12 protein-coding genes and 1 tRNA gene are annotated in these 15375 nt (G+C 60.0%); 8 read left to right on the top strand and 5 right to left on the bottom strand.

What is annotated here, in order from left to right:
• Nucleotides 1–100 precede the first annotated feature (100 nt).
• The gene (locus ACAM27_RS02450) at nucleotides 101–322 is read right to left on the bottom strand and encodes a hypothetical protein (RefSeq protein WP_152525378.1); all 222 of its coding nucleotides are present in this window, start codon (nucleotides 320–322) and stop codon (nucleotides 101–103) included.
• Nucleotides 323–346: 24 nt separating this feature from the next.
• Nucleotides 347–814, bottom strand: coding sequence for a hypothetical protein (locus tag ACAM27_RS02445; protein WP_023011924.1), 468 nt, complete (start codon nucleotides 812–814; stop codon nucleotides 347–349).
• A gap of 156 nt (nucleotides 815–970) precedes the next feature.
• On the opposite strand from ACAM27_RS02445, the gene ACAM27_RS02440 reads away from it, so the two are divergent.
• The 6 genes from ACAM27_RS02440 to ACAM27_RS02415 all read left to right on the top strand — a co-directional run bounded on the left by ACAM27_RS02440 (nucleotide 971) and on the right by ACAM27_RS02415 (nucleotide 10407).
• On the top strand, nucleotides 971–2671 hold the full coding sequence (locus ACAM27_RS02440; protein ID WP_222198172.1) for a VRR-NUC domain-containing protein: 1701 nt from the start codon (nucleotides 971–973) through the stop codon (nucleotides 2669–2671).
• Nucleotides 2668–4920 (top strand): helicase C-terminal domain-containing protein, encoded by a 2253-nt coding sequence (locus ACAM27_RS02435; protein ID WP_369612481.1) that lies wholly within the window; start codon nucleotides 2668–2670, stop codon nucleotides 4918–4920. The genes ACAM27_RS02440 and ACAM27_RS02435 overlap by 4 nt, the downstream gene beginning before the upstream one ends.
• A 129-nt stretch (nucleotides 4921–5049) precedes the next feature.
• Nucleotides 5050–5442, top strand: a complete 393-nt coding sequence (locus ACAM27_RS02430) for a globin domain-containing protein (RefSeq protein WP_011783597.1) — start codon at nucleotides 5050–5052, stop codon at nucleotides 5440–5442.
• Between the two features lie 121 nt (nucleotides 5443–5563).
• Nucleotides 5564–6562: an HlyD family secretion protein gene (locus tag ACAM27_RS02425; protein ID WP_022992636.1), complete on the top strand. Its 999-nt coding sequence runs from the start codon at nucleotides 5564–5566 to the stop codon at nucleotides 6560–6562.
• Nucleotides 6555–9284, top strand: a complete 2730-nt coding sequence (rbbA, locus tag ACAM27_RS02420) for a ribosome-associated ATPase/putative transporter RbbA (RefSeq protein WP_222198174.1) — start codon at nucleotides 6555–6557, stop codon at nucleotides 9282–9284. Before ACAM27_RS02425 ends, rbbA begins: the two co-directional genes overlap by 8 nt.
• Nucleotide 9285: 1 nt before the next feature.
• Nucleotides 9286–10407 (top strand): ABC transporter permease, encoded by a 1122-nt coding sequence (locus ACAM27_RS02415; protein ID WP_206854291.1) that lies wholly within the window; start codon nucleotides 9286–9288, stop codon nucleotides 10405–10407.
• A 43-nt stretch (nucleotides 10408–10450) separates the two neighbouring features.
• On the opposite strand, the gene ACAM27_RS02410 is transcribed toward ACAM27_RS02415, so the two are convergent.
• Nucleotides 10451–10822 carry a VOC family protein gene (locus ACAM27_RS02410; RefSeq protein ID WP_222198175.1) on the bottom strand — a complete coding sequence of 124 codons (372 nt, stop codon included), beginning with the start codon at nucleotides 10820–10822 and terminating at the stop codon, nucleotides 10451–10453.
• A gap of 129 nt (nucleotides 10823–10951) precedes the next feature.
• Between ACAM27_RS02410 and ACAM27_RS02405 the strand changes: the two genes are divergently transcribed.
• The gene (locus ACAM27_RS02405; protein ID WP_222198176.1) at nucleotides 10952–11473 is read left to right on the top strand and encodes a lipocalin family protein; all 522 of its coding nucleotides are present in this window, start codon (nucleotides 10952–10954) and stop codon (nucleotides 11471–11473) included.
• Nucleotides 11474–11488: 15 nt separating this feature from the next.
• Here ACAM27_RS02405 and ACAM27_RS02400 read toward each other — a convergent pair.
• Nucleotides 11489–11565 (bottom strand) — tRNA-Pro (locus ACAM27_RS02400).
• Nucleotides 11566–11788: 223 nt separating this feature from the next.
• On the opposite strand from ACAM27_RS02400, the gene ACAM27_RS02395 reads away from it, so the two are divergent.
• Nucleotides 11789–13234, top strand: a complete 1446-nt coding sequence (locus ACAM27_RS02395) for a TrkH family potassium uptake protein (protein ID WP_022992647.1) — start codon at nucleotides 11789–11791, stop codon at nucleotides 13232–13234.
• Nucleotides 13235–13291: 57 nt separating this feature from the next.
• On the opposite strand, the gene glyS is transcribed toward ACAM27_RS02395, so the two are convergent.
• The gene (gene glyS / locus ACAM27_RS02390) at nucleotides 13292–15373 is read right to left on the bottom strand and encodes a glycine--tRNA ligase subunit beta (protein WP_369612480.1); all 2082 of its coding nucleotides are present in this window, start codon (nucleotides 15371–15373) and stop codon (nucleotides 13292–13294) included.
• Nucleotides 15374–15375: the final 2 nt, after the last annotated feature.

Below are 15375 nucleotides of genomic sequence, written 5' to 3'. Positions count from 1 at the left end.
ATACGGACCGTCAGGCACACTCCATCGTAACCTGACGGAGCGATGCGGGCAGTCGTGATTGTTCAAAAGACAGAGGTTGCGAATCCGGATGACGGCCGGGTCAGGAATGCCGCAGACAAGCCAGAAGCAGATGACGAACCTGGCTCTGGGAGGACGCATCCAGACAAGAGAAATCCTCGGCGTGCAACTGCCTGTTTTGCATCAGCCTGGCCAGACTTTTGGTATCAATGCTGATGCAAACCCGATCATGATGCCGGCTCTCCAGCCAGCTCAGATCTTCAATCTTGTGCGCCTGAACCGGGTTCGGGCGTGTGAAGGGCATACCCATAGCTCCTCCGTAAACCTGTCAGTGCATGGCCATCGCCGGACGTGTTGTCGGCGTTGTGAACGGGAACGAGGGCCAGTTCAGGTACTCGGCAAAGAATGCCGAATGACGACGATGATCCAGCAATACCTCCAGACACTCATCGGTGCTGCATCGACCGGTTATACCCGGGCAGGGCTCGCTGGATTGCAGGCTGTCCAGAGCCCGGAAAAGCACATGCTCGGCGGCGCTGATGTCGCCACGGTCGCGGAGCGCCCGGCATACCAGTATCGCCGCCAGGGTCAGCTCTACCTGCATGCAGTCCGGGTGATGTTTGCGGGCCAGGCACGCCAGATCGAAAGCACTGCCGGTGGCGGCCACCAGCTTGTCGGAATCCTGGTTTTCACTGAAGGTAAAGGCATATTCCATCCAGAGCAGCCATAGATCATTTTTCTCGTTCAGGGAAAGACTGGCAAACATCCGGCGGTGGCGTGGGCAGAGAAATTTCATGGCGTCCTCCTTGTCTTGATGCAAATGATAATAGTTATCATTAAATGAATTGGCAAGGCTCGTGATGATTAATTTTTGTGCATGGAACAGGTTTGAGCCTATCCGCCTTCCGGCGTAAAGTTTGTGCCTCTCTGCCAATCCAACGTCTGCATTCCTATGATCAAGCACCGACCGGTTCCCGCCAGCCTGGATGATCCGCTCTATTATCTGGAGAACATGGATATTCTGGTGGCCTGGGTAGCGAACCACCACGCGGACCTGTTAACGGAACAGGAGCGAAACCGGCTGGCGGCCTTCAGCGGCCTGGCCACCGGGCCCCGGGCGCTGCTGACCCGCATGGTAATGCGCACCGGAGAGCTGTTCCGGGCCGACAAGCTGCGTTATCCCGAACTGCCGGTGCCGGAATCGGAAGCACTCAGGACACTGGTGCAGGCGAGCTGGCTGGATCCTGCGCCGGAGCTAAGCCTGGACGACCTGTTCCGGCTGTTTACCCTGGCCGAATTACGGCCGGTGTTCGCCGATTGGTTGCAACAGCAGGGTCACCCGAAAACTCTGGGCAAGGCCCGGATGCGGGCGCTGCTGGCGGAACCGTTCAATGCACCAAGAGCCCTGGGGGCTTGGCTGCCTGGTGGCGGTGAGGCTTCGACTGTGGTCCGGTTGAAGGACATGGCCCTGTTCGACCGCATCCGCCTGATGTTCTTCGGCAACCTGCGCCAGAGCTGGACCGACTTTGTACTGGTGGAACTGGGCGTACAGCAGTTCGAGTCTGTGCCATTTACCCCGGCATCCCGGGCCTTCCAGCAGCGGGCAGAGGTGGATTGCTACCTGCAGATGCATGCATGCCGGGAGCGACTCGACAACGGCGAACCGGCGGTCGACGTCTGGCCCGATGTTCCGGGGCCTGTGGATAACCCCTGGCTCACCAGCCGCCGGGACCGGTTGTTGCTGGAACTGGGCCGGCAGGCGGAGCGACAGGGCGAACGGGAACTGGCACTTGAGGTTCTGGAAAACAGCGGACACCGGGAAGCGCGGCTGAAACAGCTTCGCTTGCTGGAACGGATGAAGCGTTTTCATGAGGCCTGGGGCATAGCCTGTCAGTGGCGAACCAGTGCGCTGAGCGACGCCGAAGCCCAGGGCCTGACCCGGTTGCTGAAGCGGCTGGCGCCGAAGGTAGGGGCCGACCAGCCCAAGCCTGTGGACAACCCCCCGCTGCAGGAATTCACCCTCACATTGCCGAAGCCGGACACGGGTACGGTGGAGTGGGCAGCGCTGCAACATCTGGCCACGGATGACGCCCCGGTGTTCTATGTGGAAAACACCCTGATCAACGCCCTGTTCGGTCTGCTGTGCTGGCCGGTGATCTTCCAGCCCCTGCCCGGCGCCTTCTTCCATCCGTTCCATATTGGTCCGGCAGACCTGACCCGGGAAGACTTCGTTGCCCGTCGCCAGCAGGCGTTCGAGCAAAGGTTCCGTTTGCTGGGCACTGGCGCCTATCGCCGGGAAATCCTCGACACCTTCAAGAACAAGCAGGGCATCGCCAATCCCTTCGTGTTCTGGCCGGTTTTGGATGAAGCTCTTTTGGAGCTGGCCCTGCACTGCATTCCCTCGGGCCACCTGGAGGCCCTGTTCCGACGCCTGCTCAACAACATCAAGGAACACCGCAGCGGCTTCCCGGACCTGATCCGTCTGGTGCCAGAAGCAGACCACCCGGAACAACGCTATGAAATGATTGAGGTGAAAGGCCCTGGCGACCGCCTGCAGGACCATCAGGTGCGCTGGTTGCAGTTCTTCGCCCGGCAAGGCATCCCGGCCAGCGTGTGCTATGTGCGCTGGCAGGATGATGAGGCCATTGTGTGAAAGTTGCTGTCCGCACCCTGTGTGAGTTCGCCGCCCGCCACGGCGACCTGGATTTTCGCTACACTCCTGCACCCACCGCCGAGGAGGGCATAGCCGGCCATCAGGCCATCCAGTCAAAGCGTGGCTACGGCTACAAAAGCGAGTTTTCAGTGACCGGTCTCGTTCTCGGAATGGAGCTGTCCGGCCGGGCTGATGGTTACCATCCGCACAAGAACCGGCTGGAAGAAATCAAGACTCACCGGGGCGATGTGTCCCGCATCCGCCTTCACCAGCGGGCTTTGCACCGCGCCCAGTTACGGGCCTATGGCGCTTTGCTGTGCCGGCAGGAAAACCGCAAGAGCGTGGAACTGGCGCTGGTCTACTACGACATCGGCCGGGACAAGGAAACGTTGCTCACCGAAACCGCCAAAGCCGACGAGCTCTGGCAGGAGCTGGAAACCCTGTGTGGTCTGTACAAAGCCTGGGCCGAGCAGGAAGAACACCATCGGGAACAACGAGACGCCCTGCTGGCCAACCTGCGCTTTCCCTTCCCGGACTTTCGCCCCCGGCAACGGCAGCTGGCGGAAACCGTGTACAAGAACTCGGTCAAAGCCGGCACCCTGCTGCTGGAAGCGCCTACCGGCCTGGGCAAAACCCTGGGTACCCTGTTCCCGGCCCTGATGGCGATGCCTGCCGCGAGGCAGGACCGGCTGTTCTACCTCACCTGCCGCAACACCGCCCGGCAGCTGGCGCTGGACGCTGTGTATAAGTTGCAGCATGCCCGGGATGAGTTGCAGCCCTGGCCTCTGCGCACCCTGGAACTGGTATCGAAGGACGACGCCTGCGAACACCCGGACAAAGCCTGCCACGGCGACTCCTGCCCGCTGGCAAAGGGCTTCTTCGACCGCCTGCCCGATGCCCGGGCCGAGGCGGTACAGAGCAAGGAGCCGTTAACTCAAGAGACATTGGCGAACATCGCCGCCGGTCATGATATTTGCCCCTACTTCCTGGCCCAGGAAATGGTCCGCTGGAGCGACCTGGTGATTGGTGATGTGAACCGGCTGTTCGATCAGTCGGCCCTGCTGCACGGCCTGATTCGCCAGAACCACTGGCAGGCCAGCGTGCTGGTGGACGAAGCCCACAATCTGGTAGACCGGGCCCGGGGCATGTACTCGGTGCAGCTGGAACAGCAGCGCTTGTTGAAGCTGAAAAAAACCGCCCCGAAACCGGTGAAAGCCGCCCTGGAACGCACCGCTCGGGCCTGGCAGGCGCTGATCCGGGATCACGGCGAACAGGCCCAGCCGGTGTTCCTGCCGATTCTGCCGTCGCAATTGCTGGGTGCCCTGCAGGCGATGGTCTCGGTGATCACCGATTACCTGGCTGACAACCCGCCGGACCTGGCCCTGCAGGAAGTGATGTTCGAAAGTGTGGCCTTCATGAAACTGGCGGACAGCTTTGGTGATCATTCCCTGTGCGAATTCCAGCGCAGCGGCCGTGGCCGGGCCAGCCTGACCATCCAGAACCTGATCCCGGCGGATTTCCTCATTGAGCGCTTCAAAGCCGCTCACTCGGTGCTGCTGTTCTCCGCAACCCTCAGCCCCGGCGTGTATTACCGGGACTTGCTTGGTTTGCCGGAAGACGCCCGCTTCACGTCCCTGCCCAGCCCGTTCAGCGCCGGACAACTGAAGGTTGAGTTCACGCCCGGCATCAGCACCCGGCAGGTGCATCGTGAAGCCAGCCTGCAGCCCATCGCCGAACTGATCGCCAAACAGTACCGGGCACGGCCGGGCCACTACCTGGCGTTCTTCAGCAGCTTTAAATACGCCAAAGAGGTGAGTGATGCGTTGGCAAAACAGGCACCTGATATTCCCCAGCGTTCACAACAACCGGGGATGAGCGCGGAGCAGCGTCGGCAATTCCTGGCGGACTTTCGGAAGGCTGAAGGCAGCATCGCCTTCGCGGTGCTCGGCGGCGTGTTCAGCGAAGGCATCGACCTGCCTGGTGACCAGCTGATTGGCGCCTTTGTGGCTACCCTTGGCCTGCCACCGTTTGATGCCTGGCATGAAATCCTCAAAGACCGTCTGCAACAACGATTTGGCGAAGGCTATAACTACACCTACCTGATCCCCGGCTTGCAGAAAGTGGCCCAAGCCGCTGGCCGGGTGATCCGCACACCGGAGGACCGGGGGGTAATCTGGCTGATTGATGACCGCTTTCTGAAACGACCGGTGCGGGGCCTGTTGCCGACCTGGTGGTTCACCAACACCTGATTCAGAGAGCGTCAAATTGTCGCGATCGACGTCAGTTGTTACATATCACTATGGAAAAACCTGTTCGCTTGCTTAAAATCCGTGGCCCTTAATGACAATCCCTCCGATGATCAAGGACACTGATTGCAAATGAACCCGACCGATCTTGTTTTCCAGAGCTATGGTCGCTGCTGCCGCAAGGATGAATTCTTTGTGGATTTCTACGACTTCTTTATGTCCAGCTCCGATGCCATCCGCAACCGGTTTCTGAACACGGATATGTCTGCTCAGCGCCATCTGCTGCGTAACGGTGTGATGCAGATCATCCTGGTTGCCCGGGGTATGTCCGACCGCAAACTGCGGGATCTGGGAGAAAGCCATAATCGCCACAATTACAATATTCAGCCTGAGTGGTACGACCTCTGGCAGGAGGCATTGCTGAAAACAGTTCGCGCTCACGATCCGGAATACACGCCCGAACTCCGAGAGGCGTGGCGTAGCGTGCTCAAGCCCGGTATCGACCTGATCCGCGGCGCTTACTGAGTTCGCGGCAAGCTGACGGGCGGGATAGATTGGAAGCTATCTTGATTCCCGTCAGCCTGAACGTCACACTTCTGCTCTATACTTACCTTGTCATACCTATTCTTCCCCTCAAGGACGACACATGGCCCAGAAAAGCACCAACACCGCTCCCAAACTTTTTCTCGTTGTGCTGATCGTGGCCCTGATTGCCGTTGCAGCCTGGTACCTGATGCCGAAAGGCGATCAGGTGCCGGAGCATATTGGCTCTGGTAACGGTCGTATTGAAGCCACCGAAGTTGATATTGCCACCCGAATACCCGGACGCCTGGAATCTTTCGAAGTCCGCGAGGGCGACATGGTTGAAGCCGGCATGTTGCTGGCTGTGATGGATACCGACGAACTTGAGGCCAGCCTGGCAGCGGCGCAAGCCAGTTTGCACCAGGCCGAGCAGAGCCGGCGACTGGCCGAGGCCGTGGTGGCCCAACGGGAAAGTGAGCGTCGGTATGCCCAAGCCGAACTGGCCCGTATTGAATCGCTGGCCGATCGGGGCCATGCCTCTCAGGAGCAGTTGGACCGCGCCCGTACCGCGGCGGAAACCGCCGAGGCGGCATTGCAGGCCGCCAGAGTACAAGTGGCGTCTGCCGATGCCAGTATCGAAGCTGCCAAAGCCAGTGCCCGCCGTATCCAGACCAATATTGATGACAGCCAGTTGACCACGCCGGTGGGTGGCCGGGTTCTGTATCGGCTGGCGGAGCCGGGCGAGGTGCTGGCCGCCGGTGGCAAAGTAGCCACGGTACTGGATGTCACCGATGTGTACATGACCATCTTCCTGCCCACAGCCCAGGCAGGCAAAGTCCGGGTTGGCTCCGAAGCCCGGATCGTTCTTGATGCCCTGCCGGACTATGTGGTGCCAGCGGAAGTCAGCTTCGTCGCCGCCGAAGCCCAGTTCACGCCGAAGTCTGTGGAAACCCGCAGCGAGCGGGAGAAGCTGATGTTCCGGGTTCGTATCCGGATTGATCCGGAGTTGCTCAAAGCCTATCGGGACCGGGTGAAAACCGGTGTACCCGGCGAAGCCTACGTAAGACTGGATGAGGGCCAGCCCTGGCCCGAGAGCCTGAAAGTGGCTTTGCCCAATGACTGAGACCGTGGCCCGGCTGGAAGGAGTCAGCCATCGCTACGGGGAAACCGATGCGCTGTCTGATATTTCCCTGACGTTTCCGTCTGGCTGCATGGTTGGGCTGATCGGCCCGGACGGGGTGGGCAAATCCACACTGTTGGGCCTGCTTGCCGGTGCCCGTGAGTTGCAGACCGGCGAGTTGCAGGTGCTTGGCGGCGATATGCGCAGCCAGCGGTTTCGTAACCGGTCCGCCCCCCGCATTGCCTATATGCCCCAGGGACTGGGCGGTAATCTCTACCATACGCTGACGGTGGACGAGAACATCGCCTTCTTCGCCGATCTGTTTGGTTTGCGAGGCCCCTCCAGGAAGGATCAGATTGACCGGTTGCTTGAAGCTACTGGGTTGTTGTCTTTCCGGGACCGTCCCGCCGGCAAGCTGTCCGGCGGTATGAAACAGAAGCTGGGGCTGTGCTGTGCCCTTATCCACAGCCCCGATCTGCTGATTCTGGATGAACCCACCACCGGCGTGGACCCGCTGTCCCGCAAGCGTTTCTGGGATCTGATCGATACCATTCGCCGGCAACGCAGCGGTATGAGCGTGTTGGTGGCCACGGCCTACATGGAAGAAGCCGAACGTTACGACTGGCTGGTGGCCATGGACGAGGGCAAGGTACTGGCTACAGGCTCACCGGCCGAACTCCGTGAGCAGACCAATACCGAGACGCTGGACGATGCCTTCATCGCGCTGTTACCCGAAAACCGGCAGGTGCAGGAAAGCGGCGATACGGCTAATGCTGCGCAGCGAGAGCCAACCGGGGAAAACCAGACGCCGGCCATTGAGGCTGAGCATCTGACCCTGCGGTTTGGCAGCTTTACGGCGGTTCGTAACGTCAGCTTTTCCATCCCGAAAGGCGAGATCTTCGGTTTTCTGGGATCCAACGGTTGTGGCAAGACCACCACCATGAAAATGCTCACCGGATTGCTGACCCCAACAGAAGGCGAAGTCCGGCTGTTCGGTGAACCACTGGATGCCAAAGACCTGGCCACCCGGCAGAAGGTGGGCTACATGTCCCAGGCCTTCTCGCTCTATGGCGAGCTCACCGTGCGCCAGAATCTGGATCTGCATGCCCGGCTGTTTCACCTGCCGGACACCAGAATCCCGGAGCGTATTTCGGTGCTGGTTCGGGAGTTCGGTCTTGAAGATGTACTGGACCAGCGAGCAGGCGCCCTGCCACTTGGGGTTCGCCAGCGGCTGTCACTGGCCGTGGCCGTGGTGCACGAGCCCGAATTGCTGATCCTGGATGAACCTACCTCAGGCGTCGACCCGGGGGCCCGCAACCGGTTCTGGCAATTGTTGATGCGCCTGTCGCGGGAAGATGGCGTGACCATTTTTATCTCCACCCATTTCATGAACGAGGGTGAGCGCTGCGACCGGATTTCGCTCATGCACGCGGGCGAAGTATTGGCTTGCGATACGCCCGATCGACTGGTTGAAGCCTCCGGCACCGACAGCCTGGAAGGCGCGTTCATGAAAACCCTGGAAGCGGTGGATAAAGAGCCGGAGACCGGCGCCGACCAACTGGCTCTGGAGCCCGCCAGTCATGGTGACCGGCCGGCCGTGTTCAGTCCCCGGCGCTTGCTGGCGTACGCCACCCGGGAAGCGAGGGAACTGTTGCGGGACCCCATTCGAATGGCCTTCGCCTTTATCGGTTCCGCGTTGTTGATGCTGATCCTGGGTTACGGCATTACCCTGGATGTAGAAGACCTGTCGTTCGCCGTGCTGGATCGGGACCAGACACCCCAGAGCCGGGATTACATTGCGGCGGTGTCCGGCTCCCGGTATTTCCTGCAACAACCGGAATTGCAGAATATCCAGGAGCTGGAACAACGCATGCGCTCCGGCGAGCTGAGTCTGGCTATTGAGATTCCGCCGGGCTTCGGCAAAGACCTGAAACGGGGGCGACCGACCGAAATGGCGGTTTGGGTGGATGGTGCCATGCCTTTCCGGGGCGAGACCATCCTGGGTTACGTTGAAGGCATGCACATCAGTTACCTGACGGAGCTGGCCCAGCGCACTCTGGGCGTGGTACCCACGCTGACACTGGTCACGCTGGAGGACCGGTATCGCTACAACCAGGACTTCCGGAGCCTGGATGCGATGGTGCCAGCGGTTATCCCCATTCTGCTGATCTTTATTCCGGCCATTCTGATGGCCCTGGGCATCGTTCGGGAAAAGGAACTGGGCTCCATCACCAACCTGTACGTCACTCCGGTTACCCGTGTGGAGTTCTTGCTGGGCAAACAGCTGCCCTACATCGCGTTCAGCATGATCAGCTACGTGAGCCTGGTCTTGCTGGCGGTGTACGTGTTTGATGTCGCGATCAAAGGCAGCCTGCTGACGCTCACCTTCGGCGCCCTGCTCTTTGTGACGGCCACCACGGCCCTGGGTCAGGTAATGTCGACCTTTGCCTCGACCCAGATTGCCGCCCTGGCGGCCACTGCGATTCTCACCATACTGCCGACCGTACAGTTTTCCGGCCTGACCGAACCGGTGTCGTCCCTGAGCGGCGCCGGCGCGTTGATCGGTCCGGTCTGGCCGGCGACCTGGTTCCTGCAGATCAGCCGTGGCGTGTTTACCAAAGGCCTGTCGCTGGCGGATATGCAGGGCGCGTTCCTGGCCCTGGCGGCGTTCGTTCCGGTGCTGACCGTAATGGCGGTGGCGTTGCTCAGAAAACAGGGGCGCTGACATGAATTCCTTACGCAACATCTGGCACCTCGGCATCAAGGAACTGCGCAGTCTGTGGCAGGACAAGGCATTGATGGTGTTTGTGCTGGTGGCGTTTACGGTGATGATCTACACCGCAGGTTCCGCCGGCTCCATGGAGCTTCACAACGCACCGATCGCCGTGGTGGACGAAGACCAGACAGTGTTGTCTGGCCGCATCATCAATTCGCTCCAGCAGCCGTGGTTCCTGAAACCCGATCTGGTGGCTTACAGTGCCATCGACGACCTGCTGGACAAGGGCAGTCATACCTTTGCCCTGGTAATCCCCGAAGGCTTTGAGCGGGATGTCCGGCAGGGCAACCCGGTGGCGTTGCAGCTGAACATCGACGCCACCCGCATGAGCCAGGCCTTTATTGGCACCAATTACATTCAGCGCTTTGCGATGGCGGAAGTGGCGGAGTTTCTGCAACCGGGTAGCTCTGCCAGCACCGGGCTACCGATCGAGCTGGTCACCCGGGTGAGTTACAACCCCAACCTGGACGGAACCTGGTTTGGCGGTGTCATGGAGCTGATTACCCAGGTGACCCTGATCAGCATCATTCTTACCGGGGCAGCACTGATCCGGGAGCGGGAGCACGGCACCGTGGAGCATCTGATGGTGATGCCGTTGCGGCCTTTCGAAATCATGGCGTCCAAGGTGTGGGCCAATGGTCTGGTGGTGTTACTGGCAGCGGCGCTGTCGGTAACGCTGGTAATTCAGGGTTGGCTACAGGTGCCGGTGGCTGGGTCGGTGTTGCTGTTTCTGCTCGGCGCCCTGATTCACCTGTTTTCCACCACCGCGATCGGCATTCTGATCGGCACCGTGGCCCGAACCATGCCCCAGTTTGGCCTGCTGCTGATTCTCACCATCCTGCCTTTGCAGCTGTTGTCGGGCGGTATCACGCCCCGGGAAAGCATGCCCGAGCTGGTGCAGGATCTGATGCTGGCGGCGCCCACCACCCACTTTGTCAGCATGGCCCAGGCCATTCTGTACCGGGGTGCGGGGCTGGAGGTGGTGTGGCCACAGATGCTGGCTCTGATGGCCATTGGCGGGGTGTTCTTCACGGCGGCGTTGTTGCTCTTCCGTCGCCATCTCTCGGTGTAAGTCAGTAAGGCCACCACCCGACCGGGGTGGTGGCGGTTGACGCTTAGCCGAATTCGAAGAACGCCAGCTTGTTGCCATCCGGGTCGCGCACATAGGCGCCGTAGAACATGTCCGGAATGCGCTGCCCCGGTTCGCCATCGCAGGTGGCGCCCAGTTCAATGGCCTTGTGGTAAAACTTATCCACGGCTTCTTTGGAGCCCGCCGGAATGGCCACCATGTTGCCGTTGCCGGGATGGTTGGGTTCACCGTTGAACGGGGTGCAGACGGCCAGCATGGGGGCTCCCATGCTTTTGCCAATAAACGCAATTCGCTCCATGTCCATCAGCACCTTGGCGCCCAGATCTGCCAGCAACTCCGTGTAGAACTGCTTGGCCCGGCCTATATCGCTGACTCCGAGTGTGACGTATCCGATCATATTCGACTCCTTGGTTGGTTAGCGCTGGGTATACGAGCGCCAGGGTGTTTTAGAGCTTAACACCTGTTTGACGATCTTTGCCTGTGGCTTTGCTATGGTTGGTTCACGACTGTTCTTTGGGAGTTTGTCATGAAGACTGGATTGGCTGTAATCGCGTTACTGTTTCTGATGACGGGCTGCACCGGTGTGCCCAAGGGCATTGAACCAGTGACCGGTTTTGACCAGCAGCGCTACCTGGGCACCTGGTACGAAATCGCCCGGTTGGATCACTCGTTCGAAGAGGGCCTGAGCCAGGTTACCGCCGAATACAGTCTAAACAATGACGGCAGTATCAAAGTGGTCAACCGGGGCTACAACGCCGAAGCCGGTGAATGGAAAGAAGCCGAAGGCCGTGCGGTATTTGTGGGCGACAGCAATGTAGGCCACCTGAAAGTCTCGTTCTTTGGACCTTTCTATGCGTCCTACGTGGTGTTCGAGCTGGATGACCAATACACCACCGCGTATATCACCGGGTATGACCGGGATTACCTGTGGCTGATGTCGCGCACGCCGGAGGTGAGCGATGAGGTGCTGGCGGCGTTCAGGGCACGGGCTGAAGCTAAGGGTTTTGAGCTGAAAGAATTAATACTTGTCGAACACGGGGAAGACTAGACAAAAGCGGGAAAGTGGTCGGCGTGGCAGGATTCGAACCTGCGACCCCTTCGTCCCGAACGAAGTGCGCTACCAAGCTGCGCCACACGCCGATCAACGGCCGGTATTATACGCATTGGCGGCGGTTTTGCTACCCCTTCCCCGGGCTGGAATTCAAAAATTCTGTCGTGGATTGTCCGGATCGGTGGCAAGCAGAAGCCTCGCCCTGGCAGTGGTAAACCCGGTTGAATGGGCGTATAACAGCGGCGTGGATGCCGCCTTGCCTTGTAAGGCGTTGCGACTGGCCTGTGTCCGGACATCGGAGCCCCCTGCCCTGTGAACATTATCCCCATTGTTCAGATCCTCGGTTTTCTGCTCATCCTGCTCAGTTTCCTCATGACCCTTCCGGTTAACCTGCTGGTATTCGGTGATACGCCGGATTGGCTGGCGTTCGTGAAATCCTCGGTGGTCTGTTTCAGCATTGGTGCCGCAGCTCTGGCTTTGGCGGGGCGGCAGAAACACGCCTTGAGGCAACAACAAATGTTCATGCTGACGGTGTCGGCGTGGGTTGTGATTCCGCTGTTCTCCAGTTTGCCTCTGCTGCTGAGCGACATGAAGCTGAGCATGACCGATGCCTTCTTTGAAAGCATTTCCGGCGTGACCACCACCGGTTCCACCGTTCTTACCGGCCTGGATCATCTGCCGGACGACATCTTGCTCTGGCGTTCGATTATGCAATGGATGGGCGGTATCGGGATCATCGGTATGGCCGTTGCCATCCTGCCGTTTCTCCGGATTGGCGGTATGCGGCTGTTTGCCACCGAATCGTCCGAATGGAACGAGAAAGCGGTGCCCCGCACCAACCATCTGGCCCGCAGTCTGGTACTCATCTATCTGGGCTTGACGCTCGGTTGCGTGCTCACCTACTGGCTGCTGGGGATGAGTTTCTTTCAGGCACTGAATCACGCGTTGACCACGGTATCGACCGGCGGCTATTCCACTTCAGACAGCTCCATGGGGCAGTTTGATTCGCCGTCCATTCTCCTGGCGTCGACGGTATTCATGGCGATGGGCGCCATGCCGTTCTTTCTGTTTGTCCGGTTTATTCACGGGCAGCGCCAGCCCCTGATTCGGGATCAGCAGGTGCGTTTCTTCCTCCGGTTCCTGGTGATTGTCGCTGCGTTGCTGACCATTTACCGGGTTCTGAGGGAACCGGTAGATCCGTTTGAGACCTTTGTTTCAGCGCTGTTCAATGTTACGTCGGTGGTGACCACCACGGGCTATGCTTCTACCGACTATTCCTTGTGGGGCCCGTTTGCGGTGGTGGTGTTTCTGTTCATCACCTTTGTCGGCGGCTGTTCCGGGTCCACGTCCGGTGGCATGAAAATCTTCCGGTTTCAGCTGTCCATGCTTTTGCTCAGGGAGCAGGTACGTCGTTTGCTGCACCCTCACGCGGTGTTTGCCCGCAACTACAACGGGCGGGTGATTGGTGACGATATCGTGGCCTCCAGTGTCGCCTTCTCTTTCATCTTTCTGGCGACGCTGGCGCTGGTGACGGCGATTCTGGGTGCATTGGGACTGGATCTGGTGACCAGCCTTTCCGGAGCGGCTACGGCTTTGACGAATGTCGGGCCAGGACTGGGCGATACAATCGGTCCTGCAGGCAATTTCCAGACGTTGCCGGATGCGGCCAAATGGGTCCTGATGGGCGCCATGATTCTGGGCCGGTTGGAACTGTTGAGTGTGTTTGTGATGTTGTCGCCGGACTTCTGGCGCAGCTGAGTGGAAAAGCAGGACAGGCGGGCCGCTGGTTTATCGTGAACCAGCGGCCTGTGTGTCTCAGCCTGCTGTGGGCAGCAGGGAGATGTCGGCAACCCGCAGGAACAGGTTGCGCAGGCGGTTCAGCAGTGCCAGACGATTGTTGCGCACGGCTTCTTCGTCTGCCATCACCATCACTTCATCAAAGAAGGTGTCGACCGGCTCACGCAGGCTGGCCAGCGACGTCAGCGCACTGGCGTAGTCACCCTGCTCGAACATCGGCAGTACTTTCTGTGCCTGCTCTTCCACCTTCGCGGCCAGGGTCTTCTCGGCAGCGTCCTGCAACAGTGTGTTGTCTACGGTCTCGCCGATGCTGTCACCACCCTGTTTGGTGAGGATGTTGGAAACCCGCTTGTTGGCGCCTGCCAGAGCCTGGGCTTCCGGCAGCTGGCGGAAGGCTTCCACGGCTTTTACCCGGCGATCGAAGTCCAGCGGGCGGGTTGGGCGGCGGGCGTGCACAGCCAGGTACACTTCGGCGCCGATGCCCTGCTCATCATAGTGGGCACGGAAACGCTCCAGCATGTAGTCCACCACGGTGCTGGCGGTGTTCTTCTCGGTCAGCACGGTAAAGTTCTGTTCCGCCCACTCGCACACCGTCTGCAGGTCCAGCGGCAGTTCACGTTCGATGATGATGCGCAGCACACCGAGAGAAGCACGACGCAGGGCGAACGGGTCCCGGGTACCGGACGGCGGCTGGTTAATGCCGAACAGGCCGACCAGGGAATCGATGCGGTCGGCGATGGCCACGGCGCAGCCGGTCAGGGTGGTGGGCAGATCGTCGCCGGCAAAGCGCGGCATGTACTGCTCGTTCAGGGCCTTGGCGACATCGGCATGTTCGCCGTCGTTGGCAGCGTAGTACTGGCCCATGATGCCCTGCAGGTCGGTGAACTCCAGCACCATTTCGGTGACCAGGTCGGTCTTGGCCAGCATGGAAGCCCGCTCGGCCAGAGCCGGGTCGCTGTTGATGGCTTCGGCAATCTTTTTGGCCAGGGCTGCTACCCGTACAGATTTGTCGTAGATGCTGCCCAGCTTGTCCTGGAACACGATGGGCTTGAGTGCCTCGATGCGGTCTTCCAGCCTGGTCTTGCGGTCGGTGTCGTAGAAGAAGGCGGCGTCGGACAGGCGCGGGCGAATCACTTTCTCGTTACCGGAAATCACCTGGGCCGGGTCTTTACTCTCCAGGTTGGCCACGGTGATAAACAGCGGCAGCATCTTCCCGTCGGCATCGACCACGTGGAAGTACTTCTGATGTTCCTTCATGGAGGAGATCAGGGCTTCGGCGGGTACATCCAGGAAGCGCTCCTCGAAGCGCCCCATCAAGGGTACCGGCCATTCGTTCAGGGCCGTCACTTCGTCCAGCAGGTCTTCGTCGATCACGGCCTTGCCGCCGGCTTCTTTCTCTGCCAGCGCGGCCACGCCGGCGCGGATCTGCTCACGACGCTCGGCGAAGTCTGCCAGTACGTAGCCTTCCTGCTTGAGCACCACTTCGTAGTCGGCCGGGGTGGGCACAATCAGCTCTTTCGGGCAGTGGAACCGGTGGCCACGGGTCTTGTTGCCGGGCTTGAGGTTCATCACCGGTGCTTCAATCACCTTGTTGCCGTACAACAGAATCAGCCAGTGCACCGGGCGCACGAATTCCGTCTTCCAGGCACCCCAGCGCATACGCTTGGGAATGGGCAGGGCGGCCAGGGATTTCTCGACCAGATCCGGCATCAGTTCTACGGTGGGCTTGCCCTTCTCAACGGTACGGTACACCAGCCAGGCACCCTTGTCGGTCTCCATGGTGTCGAGCTGATCCGGGGTAATCCCCAGGGAGGTGGCGAAGCCGGTCAACGCCCGGGTCGGGTTACCGGAGTCATCAAACGCCGCTTTCACGGCCGGGCCGCGCTTTTCCACCGATTTGTCCGGCTGGGCATCGGCCAGGTCCCGGATCCGTACCGCCAGACGACGGGGTGCTGCGAAGCTTTCCACCGCACCAAAGGCCACGCCGGCTTCTTCCAGGCCTTTGACAATGCCCTGGGTGAAGGAGTCAGACAGTGGCTTGAGGGCTTTCGGAGGCAGTTCCTCGGTGCCCAGTTCGACCAGAAAATCCTGAGTTGCCATGA

It is taken from the genome of Marinobacter sp. RI1 (assembly GCF_041155085.1).
Lineage (GTDB): Bacteria > Pseudomonadota > Gammaproteobacteria > Pseudomonadales > Oleiphilaceae > Marinobacter > Marinobacter nauticus.
Note: the sequence above shows the minus strand (reverse complement) of the source record. Positions and strands in the feature narration are given on the sequence as shown.